This is a genomic window from Bartonella sp. AC70YNML, assembly GCF_042196545.1.
Lineage (GTDB): Bacteria > Pseudomonadota > Alphaproteobacteria > Rhizobiales > Rhizobiaceae > Bartonella.
In genome coordinates this window covers 64460-84261 of record NZ_JBHIQK010000007.1, presented here as the reverse complement: position 1 = coordinate 84261, position 19802 = coordinate 64460, and the positions used below count along the sequence as shown (strand labels likewise).

Here is a 19802-nt window from a genome sequence, read left to right as displayed (position 1 = left end):
TTTATTCAACAACGCGATATGCCCCTTTCGTTGCTCGCCAGTGCGCAACCGCAAAACATAACACAGCTAGTGCCATACTTTGATGAATGAGCCCTAAACTTATCGGAACCTCATGTAACAGTGTTAAGATACCCAAGACTGCTTGGATAATAATCATAACACAGATAAGAAATGCACGACGAGAATGGGTTGAATGTGGAGCATTTTTTTGTACATAGAAAGCATGAACAACTGAGACAATAAATAAAAAATAAGCAAAAAACCGATGAATAAATTGAACCATTAAGGAATTTTCGAATAAATTGAGCCAAACAGGACGATGCTGCAACAATCCATCAGGAATAATCTGCCCATCCATAAGCGGCCATGTATTATAGACTTTTCCTGCATGAAGCCCTGCAACCAAAGCTCCGAAATAAATCTCTATCAAAACGAGAATAACAAGCCAAGACGCAAAATATTGCACCTTTTGATTTGCTGGCTTTTCTGAGTATTCTGCAAGTCCTCGAGATAAATAAGTAACAAAAACAATAACAAAACATGCCGTTATAAGATGAAATGCCAAACGATATTGGCTCACACTTGTTAAATTACTCTGCCCAATCCCTGAAGCGACCATCCACCAACCAATAAAACCCTGAAAGGCGATAAGAATAGGTACGACAATAAGCGGAAGTAAGATATTTTTTTCAATACGTTTAGTTGCCCAAAACCAAATGAGCCCTAATAAAGCAACAAGACCAACAAGACGCCCAAGAACACGATGCGCCCATTCCCACCAAAAAATGACCTTAAAAGCACTTAAGGTCATATCACGATTAAGAAGCTTATATTGTGCTATTTGTTGATATTTTAAAAATTCCTCTTGCCATTGATCCTCACCAATCGGTGGAATAACACCGTGTATTGGCTTCCATTCCGTTATAGATAATCCTGATCCCGTCAAACGAGTAGCACCACCCACTAAGACAATTGCCAAACAAAGCAGTAAAATAGAGTAAAGCCACACCTGTATATGTTTTCTATTTTCCTTTTGCACAGGTGTTAAAAAGTTATCGTTTAATCTCTTTACTGCCATCTCTGATTGCCCCACGCTTCTCTCCAACTAAAATGCATTTTAAAATTAACATTAAATCTTTAATTTTAGTATGTACTATAACTTCAGCAAAAAACAAGCGTACCACTATAGCATATGATACATATTTCTTTTCTCTTTTGCGAAGTTTATGATGCAACAACACGATAAACAGTCTTTGGAAAGCTGCTTACCATCCACATCATCCAATCTTGTTCATTAAGAACAGTATTACAAATATAATAGTCTGTTAGCTCTGCAAATTGTTCAAAACCATATTTTGGTTTGCTTGCCATCTCTAAAATGATAAAATCATATTCTTTTTTAAATTCTTGTAATATATGAGAAATATTATTTGAAAAATCTTGTGCAGAAACAGCACTTGTTAATCCCTGAGGAAGAATATCAACGCCCGTATCGTAATCGCGGTAAATAACATCATGCATCTGAGCATGGCCGGTTAAAACATCACTCAGTCCGCGATGTGGGCCAATGACTTTCTCTATTTGTTGACCAGAGATATCGACCAATAAAATTGTTTTGTTCTCTTTTGTGAGATGAAGTGAAAGCTTTGCCGCTGTCCGTGCAGCCTCTGGTCCAATAATTGAAATAACTGTTGAAGCATGCCATTTCAAAACATCAGATAATCCCTCTATCGTAATAAAAGCTTCAAGATTTTTTATTTCTTGAGAGACTAAAAGACTCTCATTCTTCTTGAGAGCATTTTCTTTTAATCTCACATCCTCTTCTGAAAGTTGGTCTTTTTTGCTTTTAAAGAACGGATAAAATAACATTATTCCTAGCAAAAGAGTAAGGAAGCTGGCCAATGCACCCACAAAAACATTTTTTCCATAAAGAGCCATAAAAGAAATGGGGGCTAATGTTGTTGGCATTACCACATTGATCTTTGTATTTTGTAAGAGAAGAGGGTTATCACTCAATCCCCAATATGAACCAATAACTTTTTCTCTTTGAGCAGATTTGCTCATCACTTTATTTTGTGCATCGACCGCTGCTTTTATTTTATTTTCAAACTCGTTAAATATTTCATTCAAAGATTGGGATTGATCTTTTACAAAAAAACTCACCCTTTTTTGGAGCTGTTTTTCCAACTCCGTTGCAATAATTATATCTGAATGAACTTGATAAACGATCTGTAAAATTTTATTGTTTAATTGATGAGAAACCGCTTCTAACTCCGCAGTCATTGCCTTAATTTGAGGATGTGTCCACCCCAATTGCGCCGCCATATGTGCTCTTTGCGTTTCCAAGAGATCACGTTTAGATTCCAGAGAAACAATTGCTGAATTATCTGCAATAAACGATAAAGACAGTAAAGACTGTCCATTTTCACGTATCATGTTAATCGTTGAATTCAAACTTGTTAAATGAATACGCTTTAAAGTTGCTTGCATTAATTGCATCGAAAGATCATGAAGCTCTGTTTGTTTGACACCATGCTGAATAAAAGAATCAACAGAGGACCGAAATTCCTGCACGATATTAATAATCGCAGTGTTATCATATTGTTTGTCTTCAGATTTATCATTTAACAAGAATTGTTTTTGTTTTATGATTGCTTGTGAAAATACGGAAAACCAAGTTTCCAACCCACGTTGTGCTGCTTCCTGTGTCTCAGCTTCAAAAGTAAGGTTGATAAGTTCACCATGACGCGATAAACGGATATTTTCCTGATTTTTTTTCTTATAAGAAACCCTTAAAGAAAAAGGAGAATCATTTGAAATTATAGGCTGTAAAAACAAAAAGGCGATAACATTGTCTTGCTTTTTAATTGGTAATGGCTTTCCAACAGAATCAGATAATGAAAATATTAAAGTTGCTTGGTAACCACGGGGCTGGACAAAATAATACAACCAAATCAAAGATACACATAGCATTTGTAATAGCAAAACAATCAAAATGCTTCGCCATACGGTACGTACGAATAGTCTTTTATTACATGTAAGACTCATCTTTATTTTAACCAGCAAAATACTTCTTCATATTGTTTTATTAAGAGAAAGTAGTAACTATCCTCTTAACTTGCTGTCATATTATTTTGAGATAATAAAAATATAAAATTTAAGCAAAAATGTTCAACAATAGCTTTAAAGAACTTAATTCATATTTTTTTTGAGGCTCTCTAGTTGTTTTTTTGCTTCAGAAGTAACAACCGCTCTAATGGTAATAGACCCATCATCATGCCCTTCTTGCACTATTTCCGCAGAGTTTTCATAAAACCAATCAATAAGCGACATTTCATGAGGTTGTAAAAGATATTCAATGCTTTGCACGTCTCCAAAAATTCGCTTTTCAATGGCTCTTAATAATTGATCGAGTCCATCCCCCTTAAGTGCTGATACCATGAGAGCAGGATTTAATCGCGTCTTTGCGCTTGTTTGTAAAACATTCAATGCTTGCTCATCTAACATATCAATCTTATTCCAAACTTCTATGATGTGCTCCATATCATCAATATCGATATCAAGACTTGAAAGCACTTCTAAAACATCTTGGGCATGTGCTCGATGATCAAGATCTGACATATCTCTTACATGAAGAATGAGATCCGCTTCAACCACTTCTTCAAGGGTTGCTCTAAAAGCTGCAATCAAATTCGTTGGCAAGTTAGAAATAAACCCTACAGTATCAGACAAAAGAACAGTTTTTCCATGGGGAAGAACAACTTTGCGCAAAGTCGGATCAAGCGTTGCAAATAACATATTCTTTGCTAAAACATCTGCACCGCTTAAACGGTTAAAGAGAGTTGACTTTCCTGTATTCGTATATCCTACCATTGCTACAACAGGATAAGATGTTTTTTTCCTTTTTGCTCTATGAAGTGCACGTGTTTTAATAACCGTTTGCAATTCGCGGCGAATACGAATAATTTTTTCTTGTAAAAGACGCCTATCTGCTTCAATTTGCGTCTCACCAGGTCCCCCTAGGAAGCCACGCCCCCCCCGTTGCCTTTCCAAGTGCGTCCAACTCCGCACAAGCCTCCCTTTTTGATAGGACAAACGCGCTAACTCTACTTGCAAAACTCCTTCTTTTGTTCGTGCACGATCCCCAAAAATTTCAAGAATCAAAGCTGTTCTATCGATAACTTTGCAATTCCATAATTTTTCTAAATTACGCTGCTGTACTGGCGTTAAAAAGTGATCTACAATCGCAAGCTCAATAGAATATTCATCTATATAACAGGTTAACGCATCTACTTTACCTTTTCCAAAGAGTGTCGCAGAGCGAAGCGTTGCAATATTAATCGTTTCATAATTAACAACTTCTAACCTTATAGCACGCGCTAACCCCAATGATTCTTTAACACGAGAAGATATAGAACACTCTCTCAAAGAGCTTTCACTTCTATTTTCTTGAAAAATCGGTATCAAAACAAGTGCACGCACCTGTTCTGTATTCTGCGAAAACACCCCTCCTAATCTCTCATTTTCATTTATCATAGCAATCTAAGTACTTTTAAAATGGGATAAGAGGTCTATCTTAAAATGACGTGCTTACTCAGGACTTTCACTCTCAAACATCTGTACAGGCTGTCCAGGCATAATCGTAGAAATAGCATGCTTATAAACCAATTGCGCGTGTCCATCTCGGCGCAAAAGAACACAAAAATTATCAAATGAAGTTACAATACCCGTGAGTTTAACGCCATTGACAAGAAAAATTGTAAGGGAAATTTTTTGCTTACGCACCGTATTTAAAAACACATCTTGCAGGTGTTGTGATCGCTCTGCCATTATTCTTACACCTTTATCTAGATTGCATAAAATATTCGTGCATGCATATCGACTGAAAAATATCCAATTGTCAACGTAGAAGCTTCAAAATTCAGAAACAAACAACTGAAATCAGAGAAAAAACAGCTCTTTAAGGCAATAATAAAGTACAACTTACGAAAATCTATATTAAATTAGAAATTTTTCCACGTTTACTTTTTTATGAGCTTACAATTCAAAGGCATACTTTATACATCCTAAGCTATTACAGACTATATGTGATGATGAATCTGCTTCGTTTAGAATCAATAAAAGCAAGCGGACAACAACATTTATTAACGATTATCGATATTAAAGAGAGGCATTCGCACCTTACTGTATATATAACCGCTATTAAATTATCCTTATTTCAAAGATTGCCGGCTTATAAAGCTTTTTATAAACACAAGTTGTAAACAGTGTTTTTGTTTTAGTTAGATTTAAATAATAAATTGTTTTTACTATATTTTATAATATTTTAAAACAGGATACAAGAAACTGCGTTAACTTTATCTTGATAAGTTTTTAAAATTTTTCCCTAAGCATATTCCTTTCTAAATAATTAACAGCTAGTATATAGAAATTATGTGGAAGAGGACGTATCCCTTTTCCGGCTGTAAGAGTACGAGGCGAGTATGGCACGCAGAACAAAATTGCAAACATTTGAAGTTGAAGTTGAAGAAGCCCTCACAAAAGCTATGAACTTTGATTTCGATAACACAGGATTTGAAACGATATCATCCAATAATTCTGAAAATGTTGTTAATGTCGATGATCTGATTCAAAAAATTGCAATGGCAGAAGAAGAATTTTTTGCTGAAAACGGTACATCAACTTTTGTTTCTAATATTCATGATGAAGCTGTTATTGATAAATCCGTTGTTGAACAGCTTTTTGCTCCAAAACCTTCACCTGATATTTCAGGTGGAACTGTTCATAATACATTGTTGTCTACAAAACTTCTTCCTGCAAATGATGATATAACAACCCCTGTAAATTTTGGACCATTAAAGCAGCGTTCTTCCTCTCGAGTCTACTGGTATACAACAGCGCTTAGTGCTTTATGGGCAACGGGAGGAGCTTTTATTGCGCATAAGCTCGCACCTACCGGACTCAGCTCCTTATCCAATATCAGCACTTTTGTTACATCCCCAACAGGACTCGCTGTAGCAGCCGGAACAGCAATTCCTATCCTTATATCTTGGGGCGTTGCCCAATTAACAAAACGCTCAAACGACTTGCATAATATTGCTCTTCTTATGACCAATGCTGCACAGCGCCTTAGTGAACCACAACATCTATCCGAAAAACAAGCTATTGCTATAGGGCAAACCATTCGTGAAGAAGTAGCGGCAATGAACGAAGGTATTGAGCGTACCCTCGGACGTGCTGTTGAACTTGAAGCAATCATACAAGGTGAAGTTCACAATCTAGAACAAGCCTATGCTGAGAATGAATCACGCATTCACACATTAATCAAAGAATTGAGTAATGAACGCATAGCCATTTTGAATCATGCAGATCGCGTACAATCAACAATTAAAGGAACCCAAGAACAACTGAGTGATGAATTTGGGTTGGTTACCTCTAACATTGTCACCAATGTTGAAAAGCTTGCACAAACCCTTTCTCAAACTTTACAAAAACAAGGTGAAGACCTTGTTGAAAAACTTTCCTGTGCCGGTGATGGCGTAACAAATCAACTTGTTGAAAAATTTAACAAAACAACAACACAAATTCAGCAAAAAAACACGGAATTTTTTCATGAATTAGGAAAAAACTTCGATGGCTTTGCAAAACGATTTGATCATAATGAAAAACAAATAGAAAAAACTTTTAATGAAACAGCTGAAAAAGCGGAAGTACATGTTGCTAAAATTGCAACACATATACAAACAGTAACAGATCAAACTTTGCACGCTGTCGATGAAAAGTTTAAAGCCTTAGATAAAGCTCTTATTGATCGTAATAATCAATCTATACAGAATTTTGATGAGAAGATCTTAAAACTCGACGACCAAGCACATAAACTCTCTTCTAAATTTGATAACGTAACCTCGCAAGCGATTGGAGCCTTTGAACAACGTTTAGCAACTGTTGATCATTCTCTTAAAAAACATAGTGATTCCATTATTGATTCCTTTATAGAACGAAGTCAGGCTTTAGAGGATAATGCTGAAAAACTTGGTAACTTCTTGGAAGCTCATGTCTTGAAAATAAATGAGAACCTCCAAGAAAAAACAGCAGACATTACCCATGCATTTACAAATGGACGTGAAGCTATTCTTTCTGCAATTGATAAAAGTAAAGAAAGTCTGAGAGAAGAAATTCAATATGTCGACAATGCCATTGTTGATATCATACAAGAACGTTCACAAGATTTTAAAGTACAACTTTCTGATCAACGAGCTCTTATGGCAGATATGCTCGATAACGAGAAGAATAAAATTGCGGATACATTAAGAAATCAAATTGATGTTTTATCCCAAAATACTTCTCATATTGAAAAAGTTTTGGCTGATAATGTTCAAGTCGTTGATAAACAAGCTGAAAATCATATTACGAACATCATTCAATGCACTGAAAAGTTACAAGATGTCATTGTACAAAGTTGTAATACAACCCAAGATGCTTTAGAAGCACAAGCGAGAAATATTGATATCCGTGCTGATGCTCTACGTGACTCTTTAGCGATTAATAGTTTTTCTCTCAATGAAGTTCTTGCCGATCAAGCACGCACACTCGAGCAACGCATGGAAACAATCCATAATCTCATTGCAAAAAGTGATATACGTGTTGATGTTGCATTGAAACAACAGATAGATTTAGTTGAGAGCGCAATTGTTGCCAACAATAAAAATATTACTGAAACGGTTCAAGATCATATCAAAAATCTTGAAAGTCAGGCCGAAACTTTAAAGAATACTCTCTCTCAATCGAGTGGTGTTTTCTTTGAAACTCTTGAGACGCGTATGGAATCATTTGATACAAATCTAGAAGTTCGTGCACACAAAATTTTTGAACGTACAACAACGCTAGAAGAAACATTATCTGAAAAAATTAGCCAAGTATGTGAAGCTATTGATGCACAAACATCTGTTATTGAGGAACGTTCTGACACTTTAAAAACATCTCTCATGCTTAATAATGAACAAAGTCAGATAATTCAACAAGCGCTGGAAAGCAGTGTTGACAATATGCGTGTCACCTTAGAAGATTCTGTTAATACAGTGACAGATAACCTGCACAATCAGATTATAAAGGCCTCTGACATTCTTTCTTCTACAAGTGAACAAATTCTTTCTTCTGTTACAAATGTTACTGCACAAGCAGAAAATATTCTTTCAGAATCAGGAAATCGCATTGTATCAAACGTTAAAAAAACAGTTTATGATACCAGTGAAAAAGTTCTGTCCGTTTTGTCTGAACAAACAGCACATACTGTCGAAGCTTTCACAACAGCCAGTCATAATGCACAAGCATTATTGAATGAAACTATTCACACATCAACAACAGCAATAGAACAAGTCCTTAATGAACGCTGTGATGTTCTTCATCACTCTATGCAAAATCTTAAAAATAATTTAGGACATCAGCTCTCTGATGTAACGAGCCGTCTGGAAGATGCAAGAAATCAAACAGCCACACAAATTTCAGAACATGTTGGAAAAATAACAGAGCTAACAAATCACTTAAATCAAGCAGCGCAAAGTACGACAGAATCAATTGATTCTTTAACACAGCATATCGGTGAACAACTCTCTCTCTCCACACAAGATGCTGAACAAAGAATTTATGCACATAATGAATCTCTAGTGAATAGCTTAACCAAAGCTAACTCTGAAACACTTCAAACAATAACGATTATGAAGGAAGAGCTTGTTAATAATGTCTCATCCATCTTAACACAGTTGAATCAATCAATTTACAATTTTCACGAAAATAGTAATGTTTTATTATCGGCTGTTCAAAATATTGATGGGCAGTTTAATGAGAGTACGAATAATTTTTTCCGCAACACGGACCAAGTAGCAGAGCGTTTGTCAGCCTCAAATCAAGCGCTCAATACTAATGTTGAAATTCTGCAAGGACTTTCAAAGAATACCTTTGAACAAATTAATCATATAACGAGCAGTTTTGGTGAACATGCAAAGACACTTTCCCAAACTATTCATGTTCTTGAACAGTCTGAAAATTCACTTAGTGCAACACTTGAAGAAAAACATAATACGCTTTCTGTATTAAGCGATGCTCTTGTTTCAAAGTCTCATGAAATTAATCAAATGATTGGGCATTATGAAAAAATCTTCAACTTAGCACTTGAACGCTCTGATAAGAATGCGCGTAACTCCACAAATTCATTCCAACAATCACTTAATAAGCTTGTTAGTGAAGCATCAACGCGTTTTTCAGAAGCAGCAGAAGATATACGTCGCTCCGCTGATGAAGTTCGTTTAGAGCTTTCAAAGATTAATAATGATATCAATGAAAATGTAAAAAAACTTCCAGAAAAAACAAAAGAAACAACGCAAACAATTCGCACAGCTTTGAATGAACAGATTACAGCGTTACAAGATTTAGTCAGTGTTATACAAAATGATCAAAAGAGCGCACAAAAACAGCTAATATCAGCATTTCCTACATCATCAATGTTTAATCAAAAAAGTGACAGTTCCACTGAGTCTGTTAAAAAGATTGTGCCACCTAAGCCTATTTTGCAACAAGATCAAAGCAAAAAAAGACCAAATAAATGGGTATCAAATCTCTTAGAAAGAGCTTCACGTGAAGAAACATTTTATGATGCTCCCCCTAGTGAGGCTGTTTTAACATCAGTGCAAACAAAACCATCTCCTGCAAACTGCTCTCTTAATTCATTAGCTGCTGGTATAGTGCAAGCGATTAATCACAATGCCATTGTTGAGCTATGGGATCATTATCAACGTGGACAAAAAAACATCGTAACAGAACGCCTTTATACCTTAAGTGGACAAAAAATATTTGAAATGATTAAGAAAAAATATATGAGCGATTTTGGGTTTAAACGTTCAGTGAATCAATATGTTACAGATTTCGAAAAGCTCTTACGTGATATATCGCGCAGTTCTGGCTCTTCCAACTCAGTTCGCAAGTACTTGATATCAGATACCGGAAAAGTTTATACTATGCTTGCTCATGCAAGTGGTCGAATCCAATAACAAATAAGAAAGTGGAAAAAGATATTTTTTCCACTTTCTCTCTCTAGTCGTTTTAATGGCTCATCATAGAATGCTTTTCTTTCAACTGTAGCTTTGTACTTCAAAGGTTGGGATAATTGGCATGCGGTTTTCTTTGATATCCTAAGCAATAATCCTAAAGAAGCGTAATGGCTTATCAAACAACATATCATTCTAAGAATGATAAAGCATGTTTTCTATTTCCTTATCTTTTTCTTAACTCCTTTATTTTTCATATTTTCATAAAAACACAAAGATTTAATAAAATTATTTTATTTGCTAGCCTTTAATATTTTTTCATGCGTTATTATTAAAATGGCTCATAAGAGAGATTTCTATTCCTTTCTTACATGTTTTTATCCACATATTAAGCGCACTTGAAATATCTAAGTAAATATTTTTATTACATTAGGTGAATTTGAAATGAATGTATCTTATTGTACTCAACTTTCCCATTCAATATACGAGATGATTCATTATAAATTATAAAGCAAAGCGTTAATGGAATGGACTTTATGTATAGAGTGCGCAATTACAGCTGTTTTAGTGACATATTCATTGCTTAAAACAACATATTTGTCATTCTCAATGTTCCAAACTCCTTTAAAATAGCTGAATAAACAATTTATAACTGTCAAATTGTTGTTTAATTTTTTTCTACCTCCGTATAAAACTTTAAATAAAATATATATTTTATAAAAAACGAATGAAATGAATAAGAAAATTTCTTCTGTTCTTTCCTTATTTTCTAAGCATTGCAAAAAAAATAATGACTTGGTAATATAGTCGTTAGAAAATATTTTATTCTTTTGTAAACTAATCAATTTTTATGCATTTTATTAAGGAAAGAAAAACAAACGTGCGACTAACCATGAAATTATTCATGCGCACAAACCAAAAGAATTACCAAATTGGTTTTATGATCCAGAAGAATTTGCTCATGCTCACGCATTTTGATATTCAGAGAAATGAGGATCTATTAGTGGACAAAACCTTATCGTAGATAGAACACTCATATAAATACACACTAACTTGGATATCATAAAAATGTCTAGAGAACGAAATAGTGATTTAAGGTCACCAAAAGCTGAACTTGACAGTGCCGCGCTTTTTTATCACCAATACCCTAAACCTGGAAAATTGGAAATACAAGCAATAAAACCTCTTGATAATCAACGTGATTTAGCTCTTGCTTATTCTCCAGGTGTTGCAGCACCATGTCTTGCAATTCATGAAGATCCTAATCTTGCTGCTCTATATACCTCCCGTTCTAATTTAGTTGCCGTTATATCAAATGGAACTGCTGTTCTTGGTTTAGGAAATATTGGCCCACTTGCTTCAAAACCAGTTATGGAAGGCAAAGCTGTTTTATTCAAAAAATTTGCGAATATTGATGTTTTTGATATTGAAATTGATGCATCCAATGTAGAACAAATGGTACAAACGGTATCGACCTTAGAACCTACATTTGGTGGTATTAACCTTGAAGACATTAAGGCCCCTGAATGTTTTGAAATCGAAGAAAAGCTGCGTGCTAAGATGAATATTCCAGTTTTTCATGATGACCAACATGGAACTGCCATTATTGTTTCTGCTGCTGTATTAAATGCCTTAAATCTTTCAGGAAAAAAAATTGAAAATGCAAAAATAGTTACCTCAGGTGCAGGTGCTGCTGCCCTCGCTTGCCTTAATCTTTTGGTTCGTCTTGGGGCAAAAGTTGAAAATATTTGGCTTAGTGACTTGGAAGGCGTTGTTTATGAAAGTCGCAAGACCCTTATGGATCGTTGGAAAGTTAATTACGCACAAAAAACTGACGCACGAACTCTATCTGATATTATTGATAATGCAGATATTTTTCTAGGTTTATCTGCGGGTGGTGTTTTAAAGCCTGAACATCTTAAAAGAATGGCTCCAAACCCATTAATTTTAGCGCTGGCTAATCCAGTACCAGAAATTATGCCTGAAGAAGCACAGTCTATACGACCAGATGCAATGATCTGCACAGGACGCTCTGATTATCCCAATCAAGTTAATAATGTACTTTGTTTTCCCTATATCTTCCGTGGTGCATTAGACGTAGGTGCTACGGCAATTAATGAAGAAATGAAAATGGCCGCTGTTCATGCGATTGCTGCTCTTGCACGTGAAGAAACTTCAGATGTTGTAGCACGTGCATACTCAAAAGAACCTCCCAGTTTTGGTCCAGACTATTTGATTCCCTCTCCTTTTGATCCACGTTTAATACTGCGTATTGCTCCCGCTGTTGCTAAAGCAGCAATGGCAACAGGTGTCGCTATTCGTCCCATTGAAGATATGGAAGCCTACTATGATATCCTCAATCGATTTGTCTTTCTTTCTGGTTTAACGATGAAACCTGTTTTTGCAGCAGCAAAAACAGCAAAACGTAAACGCGTCATTTATGCGAATGGTGAAGATGAACGCGTCCTTCGAGCAGCACAAGTTGTCATTGAAGAACAAACAGCAACACCGCTCCTTATCGGCCGTCCACATGTCGTAGAAGCTAGATTAAAACGCTTTGGTTTAAGAATTCGTCCTGGTATAGATTTTGAATTAACAAACCCTGAAGATGACCCACGTTTTCGTGATTATGTTAATTTATTTTTTCATTATACAGGAAGACGTGGCGTTACGCCTGAAATGGCAAAAACAATAGTAAGAACATCAACAACGGCTATTGCTGCCCTCGCCGTTATGCGAGAAGAAGCAGATGCAATGATTTGTGGCTTAGAGGGACGTTTTGAACGTCAACTTGAATTGATTGAACAAATTATCGGACTTGATCCTAATGTTCACCGTTTTTCTGCTATGAGTTTACTTATCTCTCAACAGCGTACTCTTTTTCTCACAGATACTTACGTCAATGAAAATCCTTCTGCAGAAGAAATCGCTGAAATGACTGTATTGGCCGCTAAAGAAGTTGAAGCATTTGGAATAACACCAAAAGCAGCCTTATTATCACACTCAAACTTTGGTTCTAAAAACACAGAAAGTGCGCGTAAAATGCGACGTGCAACAGAAATTCTTGCCCAATTACACCCTGATTTAGAAGCAGATGGTGAAATGCACGGTGATGCTGCCCTTTCTAAAGTTTTTCGTGATCGTGTTTTTCCTGATTCTCGTCTTAAAAGTGAAGCCAATCTGCTTATTTTTCCAACACTTGATTCAGCCAATATCACGCTCAACACTGTTAGAAGCCTTACAAATGCACTTCATGTTGGTCCTATCTTGATCGGGGCAGCACGTCCCGCGCATATCTTAACACCTTCGGTAACTTCACGGGGAGTTGTTAATATAACAGCCCTTGCCGTCCTTGCGGCAAATAGAAAAAATAGTCTCGTAAAATAAATGTGCAATAAAATTTCAAAGTTTTTTAAATATTGAGGTATAGTACTTCATATACTGTAAACCTCTTTTCTCTATAGAAAAGACAGCTATATTCTGGATTAATTCTTTTTTTTAAAGAGAAAAAAGGCTAGAAGAATAGTATTAAATATATTTTGAATTTACTAACTCTATAATAAGGAATCCGTACATTGCCTTCCACGTTTGATAAAGTTGCTGATATTATTGCAGAAATCAGTGAAATTGATCGCAATACAATTACGCCTGAAAGTCATACAATTGACGATTTGGGAATCGATAGTCTTGATTTTCTTGATATTGTTTTCGCTATTGATAAAGCTTTCGGAATAAAGGTTCCACTAGAACAATGGACGCAAGAAGTCAATGAAGGCACAGTTGCAACGGAAGAGTACTTTGTTCTTAAAAATCTTTGTGCAAAAATTGATGATCTCGTTGCCTTAAAACAGGCGGAGTAATTTTTTTCACCATGCATGATCAATCTGTATTCATCACTGGTATCGGCCTCATAAGCTCTCTGGGAGAAGGAACTGATCAACATTGGAATCTCTTAAATGCTCAAGCCCGTACACCAAATCTAGATTGTACAACTTTTTCGCCCTACACGGTTCATAAAGCGCCCGAAATTGATTGGAGTTCACAGATTCCTAAAAAAAGCGATCAACGACAAATGGGAACATGGCAGCGTCTTGGTACCTATGCGGCTGGTCTTGCTCTTGATGATGCCGGCATGAAAAATAATGAACAACTCACTTCAACAATGGATATGATCGTAGCGGCAAGTGGAGGAGAGCGTGATATTACTGTTGATACACAAATTCTTTCTAAAGCGCGCACAATCGCCGATCATGCTTCTATGTTAAATGTTGCTCTTTCAACCGAACTTCGTCCAACATTATTTTTAGCACAACTTTCAAACCTTCTGGCAGGAAACATTTCAATCGTTCATAAAGTCACTGGATCTTCTCGTACATTTATGGGAGAAGAAGGCAGTGGGCTTTCTGCACTTCAAATTGCTGTAGCCCGTATTAAATCAGGACAAAGCACCCATGCTCTTGTAGGAAGTTCTTATAATGCACAAAGTTATGATATGTTGTTGGCGCATGAACTTGGTGGTCTTTTAACCCATAATGGATGGAGCCCAGTGTGGAATCGTGAAATTCACCCCGGCGGCGGTATTATAACCGGTTCTGGTGGTATCTTTCTAGTTCTTGAAAGTGGAGAGCATGCGAAAAAACGTAACGCGCGTGCTTATGCTGAAATTAGTCAAATTGTTACAGACCAAACAGATAGAACCAAAACTTCACTGAGAGAGTCAATTGCAACAATGTTGAAAACTGTGGGCGCTAAATCTGCCTTAGTCATTTCAGCAGCCTCAGGTGCTCACGAAGCAACAAAAGCAGAACAATATGCTCTTGACGATGCTGATCTATCTTATCGCGGTATTACAACATTATTTGGTTATATGCGGGAAGCACAATTTCCTCTAGCGCTTGCTCTGGCAGCACTTGCAATTGAAAAAAAACACTGTTTTCCAGCATTAAGTCCTCATGAAAAACCTTTTCCTAAAGAAGTGCGTGAAATATTTATTACAACTATTGGTATAAAAAGAGCTGAAGGTATCGTGCGTCTTACAGCTGTTTGAAGGGGAATTTCTATCGTGAAATATCATGATCATTTTGGACGTCCACTTGTAGCAATAACTGGTGTAGGCGTTGTCACATCACTAGGACGAGGAAAACATGAAAATTGGCAAAAATTAACAAGCGGTGTAAGCGGAATCCACAAAATAACACGTTTTCCCATTGAGGGATTAAACACATATATTGCTGGAACGATTGATTTCCTCAAAGAAAGTACGTTTGGTGCTTCAGCTCTTTCTGAAAAGCTTGCACATCTTGCTGCTGAAGAAGCGTTAGAACAAGCAGCTGTTGATAAAACAAATTTTAATGGACCACTTTTTCTAGCTGCTCCTCCTGTTGAACTTGAATGGAAAGCACGTTTTAGTCTTGATCAAGAGGAAAAATTCAATAATGAGCCTTCTTATGCGGATCTTCTTAAAGTCTGTAAGCATAAACTCCATGAGGCACTTTTTGAAACCACACAATTTGGTGCAATTGCAGAAAAACTTCAAAAAACATTTGGCACAAAAGGACTTCCCGTTACACTTTCCACTGCCTGTGCATCTGGTGCAACAGCAATTCAATTAGGTGTTGAGTCTATTAGACGGAGAGAGACAAATAGAGCGCTCATAATTGCGACAGATGGATCAGTTTCAGCAGAATCTCTTATTCGTTTTTCGTTACTATCTGCTCTTTCAACTCAAAATGAGCCTCCAGAAAAAGCAGCAAAGCCCTTTAGCCGTGATAGAGATGGTTTTGTTATGGCAGAAGGATCAGGCGCTCTTGTTCTTGAATCTCTTCAAAGCGCATTAAACCGTAATGCTACAGTTTTAGGAATTTTAGCTGGCTGTGGAGAAACCGCCGATGACTTTCACCGTACACGTTCAAAACCCGATGCATCACCAGCAATTGAATCCGTTCGTAAAGCCTTAGACGATGCACAAATAACCATCAATGAAATTGACTATATTAATGCCCACGGAACTTCAACACCTGAAAATGAAAAAATGGAATATCTTGCATTATCAACTGTCTTTAGTGATCTGTTAGAGCATATTCCAGTCTCTTCTAATAAATCAATGATTGGGCATACATTAACTGCTGCTGGTGCAATAGAAGCCGTTTTTTCTCTTTTAACCATTCAATCAGGGGTACTTCCACCGACAATAAATTACGATAATCCTGACCCTTCCATCCCTTTAGATGTTGTTCCTCATCATAGCCGTAAAGCCTGTGTTAATGCGGTTTTGTCAAACTCTTTTGGATTTGGTGGTCAAAATATGAGTCTTGTTATCACAGCCTATAAAGGATAATCCTTTATATAATAAAAATTTTGTAACGCTAACCTAATAACGTCTTTTAAGGGGGCTGATAATGCGTGCACTGCAACTCTTTAATGAACGTCGACTTGAAATCACCAATATTCCCTCGCCATCTTCACCTAGTCTAGGTGAAGTAACTGTGCGGATAAAAGCCGTTGCCCTTAATCATATTGATGTATGGGGATGGCGTGGCATGGCCTTTGCGAAAAGAAAAATGCCTCTCATCATTGGTGCAGAAGCCTCTGGTGAGGTTGTACAAATAGGAGATGGCGTTGAACATCTCCAACTTGGACAGATTGTCTCAATTTATGGTGCACAAACCTGCGGAGTATGCAAAGCTTGTCATGAAGGACGGGATAATCTTTGCAGTAATGTAAAGGGAGTCTACGGTTTTCATCTTGATGGATTTGCGTGTGAGTTTGTTAATCTGCCAGCACGTTTATTGGTTCCAGCACCACCCCAATGTAATGAATTGCAAGCAGCTGTTGCTCCAATTACTTTTGGTACTGTAGAACATATGCTTTTCGATAACGCAAAACTACAAGAAGGAGAAACAATCCTGATACAAGCAGGTGGTTCCGGTATTGGCTCTGCAGCTATTCAACTTGCAAAACACATGGGCTGTACAGTTATCACCACCGTAGGTTCAGATGAAAAAATTGCAAAAGCACACGCTCTTGGAGCAGATCATGTGATTAATTATCGTAAAGATCGTTTTGAAGGTGTGGTGCGGAAATTAACCCAAAAAAAAGGTGTTGACGTTGTTTTTGAACATGTTGGTGTCGATACATGGAACGGTTCTCTGTTATGTATGAAAAAAGGAGCACGCTTAGTGACTTGCGGTTCTACCTCTGGTGTTTCAGCACCAATAAATCTCATGCAATTATTCCAGCAACAGCTTAAGATATTCGGTTCATTTGGCTGCCGTATGGAAAATATGAAAAATGCCATGCAAAAAATGGCACAAAAAGCCGTACATCCTGTCATTGATACAATTGTTGGACTGGATGAAATTGATACAGCTTTAAAACGAATGGAAAGTCGTGATGTTTTTGGTAAAATTATCCTTAAAATCGATTAAATCATGATGAAACTTTCTCTTAAAAATCTCATATATCGTATTAAAATTATAGCTAAAAAAATATCCTATTTGTTATGGGCATATCTACTCTTTGGTTCTTTATTTATTCTAAAGTGTTTTCCAGCCAAAATGGGAATTTCTTTTTTTGCTTGGTTAGCAAAAAAAATTGGTCCCCTTATCCATCGTCATCAAATCACACTTGCAAACCTTAGGAGTGCATATCCAGAAAAAACAGAGCAAGAACTCCGTGCGATTGCAATAGAAATGTGGGAAAATATAGGACGTTTCCTCGCTGAATATATTTTTCTTGATAAAATTTTTGATTTTGATCCTCATGCAGACAAGCCAGGTTTCATTGAGGTTAAAGGCATTGAAATATTTGAGCGATTAAAAAATGAAAAAAAACCACATATTTTTTTCACCGCACATACTGGCAATTTTGAACTTCTGCCTATTTGTGCACAAAGTTTTGATCTTAATGTTACGGTATTATTTAGACCACCCAATAATCCCTATGTTGCCAAACGAATCCTTAAAGCACGACAAACTTCTATGGGACATCTTGTTCCCTCCAAGGCCGGTGCCGCATGGGCATTAGCAGCCAAATTAGAAGAAGGTGAAAATGTTGGTATGCTCGTTGATCAAAAATTTCGCCGCGGTATCATGGGAACATTTTTTAACAGACCTCTTAAAACAAACCCCTTAATTATAAAACTTGCTCGACAATATGACTGTGATATTTATCCAGCACGTTGTATTCGTCTACCTGGAGGACGTCATCGTTTAGAGTTATATGAACATGTAGAACTTCCACGTGATGAAAAAAATGATATCGATATAGCGGCTTCTACGCAAAAATTAAATGATATTGTTGAAACTTGGGTCCGTGAATATCCTGGACAATGGATGTGGTTACATAGACGTTGGGACATCTAACATAAGCTCTATTGCTTACAAAGGAAGTGCAAAATGTTAGCCTCAAAAGATATCAAAGATCTCACCGCAATTATCACTGCATTACGCAATCCTGATAGTGGTTGTATATGGCATAAAAAACAAACTTTTGAATCTCTCATACCCTATATGCTTGAAGAAGTTTACGAAGTCATCAATGCCATTGAACAAAAAAACCGAAGGAATCTCTGTGAAGAACTTGGTGATCTTCTTTTACAAGTTGTCTATCATGCTACTATTGCACAGGAAGAAGGCAGTTTTACTTTTGAAGATGTTGTTTATGCAATTACGGAAAAAATGATTCGGCGCCATCCTCATGTTTTTGGAAATGCTGTGCAAAAAGAACGGGGGATTATAAAAGAGGAGTGGGAATATATAAAAATCAGAGAACAGGCTGAACAAAAAAGAATGTGCGAAGAAAAAAACAACAATTCCTCCACAAGCATACTCGCAACAGTAAAACAAATCCAGCCAGCAAACCAAGAGGCACTTGCTTTACAAGAAGCAGCAGCTAAAGTAGGTTTTGATTGGCAAAAAAGTGATAAAGTTTTTGAAAAAATAGAAGAAGAACTGGAAGAGCTCAAAGAAGCCATCAAAAATAAACAAAACTCAGAGATAGAAGCAGAGTTTGGAGATCTCTACTTTATACTCCTTAATCTCGCGCGCCACTTAGCGATTGATTCACAAAAAGCATTAAAAAAAACGAATATAAAATTTCGAAATCGTTTCGCCTATATTGAAGAAAAGCTATCCACTCAATCTAAAACACTTACTGACGCATCCTTGAATGAAATGGAAGCACTTTGGAAGCAAGCTAAAAATGAACGATAAAAAATAGTAGATTTCTTCTACCTAAAAGAACAAGCGCCTCTAAAATTACTAAATTATAATTTAGCTTAGTTCAATTTGTTTTATATTGATCCTGCGTAGCAGGACGAAGTTCCACCGATTCTCCACACCCGCATGCTGAAACTTGATTAGGATTTTTAAAGACAAAACCAGACCGCAGCGTTGTCACTTCATAATCCATCTGCGTCCCTAATAAAAATAATACCGCATCATGTGCTACAAAAACACGGGCACCATTCACTTCAACAACATCCGCATCTATCCCCTTTTCTTTGACAAGAGTAATTGTATACTCCATCCCTGCACAACCACCTTTTTTGATACCAACAAGAATACCCTGTGCATCTTTTTCATCCATAATCGCTTTAACACGATCCACTGCTGCTTGCGTCAAATTTATTACCGAAAAACGGCTCATCCTTTACTCTTTTCTTAGTCCAATAGACACTTTGAAAGTTTTTCCTCTATAATATTTTATCTGATATTTTAGAAAAAAAACGAAACATAAATTAAAGCATTCTGATCTTGTTTA

At 36.5% G+C, this 19802-nt stretch carries 13 protein-coding genes; 8 read left to right on the top strand and 5 right to left on the bottom strand.

Going from position 1 to position 19802, the window contains the following annotated elements; translation table 11 throughout:
• Position 1 precedes the first annotated feature (1 nt).
• The 4 genes from ACFIMU_RS06140 to hfq all read right to left on the bottom strand — a co-directional run bounded on the left by ACFIMU_RS06140 (position 2) and on the right by hfq (position 4830).
• The gene (locus ACFIMU_RS06140) at positions 2–1093 is read right to left on the bottom strand and encodes a COX15/CtaA family protein (protein ID WP_375607105.1); all 1092 of its coding nucleotides are present in this window, start codon (positions 1091–1093) and stop codon (positions 2–4) included.
• A 131-nt stretch (positions 1094–1224) separates the two neighbouring features.
• Positions 1225–3048, bottom strand: coding sequence for a hypothetical protein (locus ACFIMU_RS06135; protein WP_375607104.1), 1824 nt, complete (start codon positions 3046–3048; stop codon positions 1225–1227).
• Between the two features lie 144 nt (positions 3049–3192).
• Complete coding sequence (hflX, locus tag ACFIMU_RS06130) at positions 3193–4536, bottom strand: GTPase HflX (RefSeq protein ID WP_375608303.1); 1344 nt, start codon at positions 4534–4536, stop codon at positions 3193–3195.
• Between the two features lie 54 nt (positions 4537–4590).
• Entirely contained in the window at positions 4591–4830 is a 240-nt protein-coding gene (hfq, locus tag ACFIMU_RS06125) for an RNA chaperone Hfq (RefSeq protein WP_375677158.1), read from the bottom strand.
• 653 nt (positions 4831–5483) lie between these two features.
• On the opposite strand from hfq, the gene ACFIMU_RS06120 reads away from it, so the two are divergent.
• From ACFIMU_RS06120 to mazG, 8 genes are all read left to right on the top strand, one after another.
• Positions 5484–10043, top strand: a complete 4560-nt coding sequence (locus ACFIMU_RS06120; protein WP_375615266.1) for a hypothetical protein — start codon at positions 5484–5486, stop codon at positions 10041–10043.
• Positions 10044–11108: 1065 nt separating this feature from the next.
• Positions 11109–13427: an NADP-dependent malic enzyme gene (locus ACFIMU_RS06115; protein ID WP_375696898.1), complete on the top strand. Its 2319-nt coding sequence runs from the start codon at positions 11109–11111 to the stop codon at positions 13425–13427.
• A 188-nt stretch (positions 13428–13615) separates the two neighbouring features.
• Complete coding sequence (locus ACFIMU_RS06110; RefSeq protein ID WP_005773457.1) at positions 13616–13900, top strand: acyl carrier protein; 285 nt, start codon at positions 13616–13618, stop codon at positions 13898–13900.
• 11 nt (positions 13901–13911) lie between these two features.
• Positions 13912–15087: a beta-ketoacyl-ACP synthase gene (locus ACFIMU_RS06105; RefSeq protein WP_375609381.1), complete on the top strand. Its 1176-nt coding sequence runs from the start codon at positions 13912–13914 to the stop codon at positions 15085–15087.
• A 15-nt stretch (positions 15088–15102) separates the two neighbouring features.
• A complete protein-coding gene (locus ACFIMU_RS06100) occupies positions 15103–16377 on the top strand; it encodes a beta-ketoacyl-ACP synthase (protein WP_375607099.1) in 1275 nt (424 codons plus the stop codon).
• 61 nt (positions 16378–16438) lie between these two features.
• Complete coding sequence (locus ACFIMU_RS06095) at positions 16439–17467, top strand: zinc-binding dehydrogenase (RefSeq protein ID WP_375607098.1); 1029 nt, start codon at positions 16439–16441, stop codon at positions 17465–17467.
• A 6-nt stretch (positions 17468–17473) separates the two neighbouring features.
• Complete coding sequence (locus ACFIMU_RS06090) at positions 17474–18403, top strand: lipid A biosynthesis lauroyl acyltransferase (RefSeq protein ID WP_375607171.1); 930 nt, start codon at positions 17474–17476, stop codon at positions 18401–18403.
• 33 nt (positions 18404–18436) lie between these two features.
• Complete coding sequence (gene mazG, locus ACFIMU_RS06085; RefSeq protein ID WP_375607097.1) at positions 18437–19252, top strand: nucleoside triphosphate pyrophosphohydrolase; 816 nt, start codon at positions 18437–18439, stop codon at positions 19250–19252.
• A 70-nt stretch (positions 19253–19322) separates the two neighbouring features.
• Here mazG and ACFIMU_RS06080 read toward each other — a convergent pair whose 3' ends face one another.
• Positions 19323–19688, bottom strand: a complete 366-nt coding sequence (locus tag ACFIMU_RS06080; protein WP_375607096.1) for an iron-sulfur cluster assembly accessory protein — start codon at positions 19686–19688, stop codon at positions 19323–19325.
• Between the last annotated feature and the right edge of the window lie 114 nt (positions 19689–19802).

Coding starts and splice junctions, on each gene's coding strand:
- ACFIMU_RS06135 (WP_375607104.1), bottom strand. CDS start 3,048: ATGAGTCTTACATGTAATAAAAGACTATTCGTACGTACCGTATGGCGA.
- hflX (WP_375608303.1), bottom strand. CDS start 4,536: ATGATAAATGAAAATGAGAGATTAGGAGGGGTGTTTTCGCAGAATACA.
- hfq (WP_375677158.1), bottom strand. CDS start 4,830: ATGGCAGAGCGATCACAACACCTGCAAGATGTGTTTTTAAATACGGTG.
- ACFIMU_RS06120 (WP_375615266.1), top strand. CDS start 5,484: ATGGCACGCAGAACAAAATTGCAAACATTTGAAGTTGAAGTTGAAGAA.
- ACFIMU_RS06115 (WP_375696898.1), top strand. CDS start 11,109: ATGTCTAGAGAACGAAATAGTGATTTAAGGTCACCAAAAGCTGAACTT.
- ACFIMU_RS06105 (WP_375609381.1), top strand. CDS start 13,912: ATGCATGATCAATCTGTATTCATCACTGGTATCGGCCTCATAAGCTCT.
- ACFIMU_RS06095 (WP_375607098.1), top strand. CDS start 16,439: ATGCGTGCACTGCAACTCTTTAATGAACGTCGACTTGAAATCACCAAT.
- ACFIMU_RS06090 (WP_375607171.1), top strand. CDS start 17,474: ATGAAACTTTCTCTTAAAAATCTCATATATCGTATTAAAATTATAGCT.
- mazG (WP_375607097.1), top strand. CDS start 18,437: ATGTTAGCCTCAAAAGATATCAAAGATCTCACCGCAATTATCACTGCA.
- ACFIMU_RS06080 (WP_375607096.1), bottom strand. CDS start 19,688: ATGAGCCGTTTTTCGGTAATAAATTTGACGCAAGCAGCAGTGGATCGT.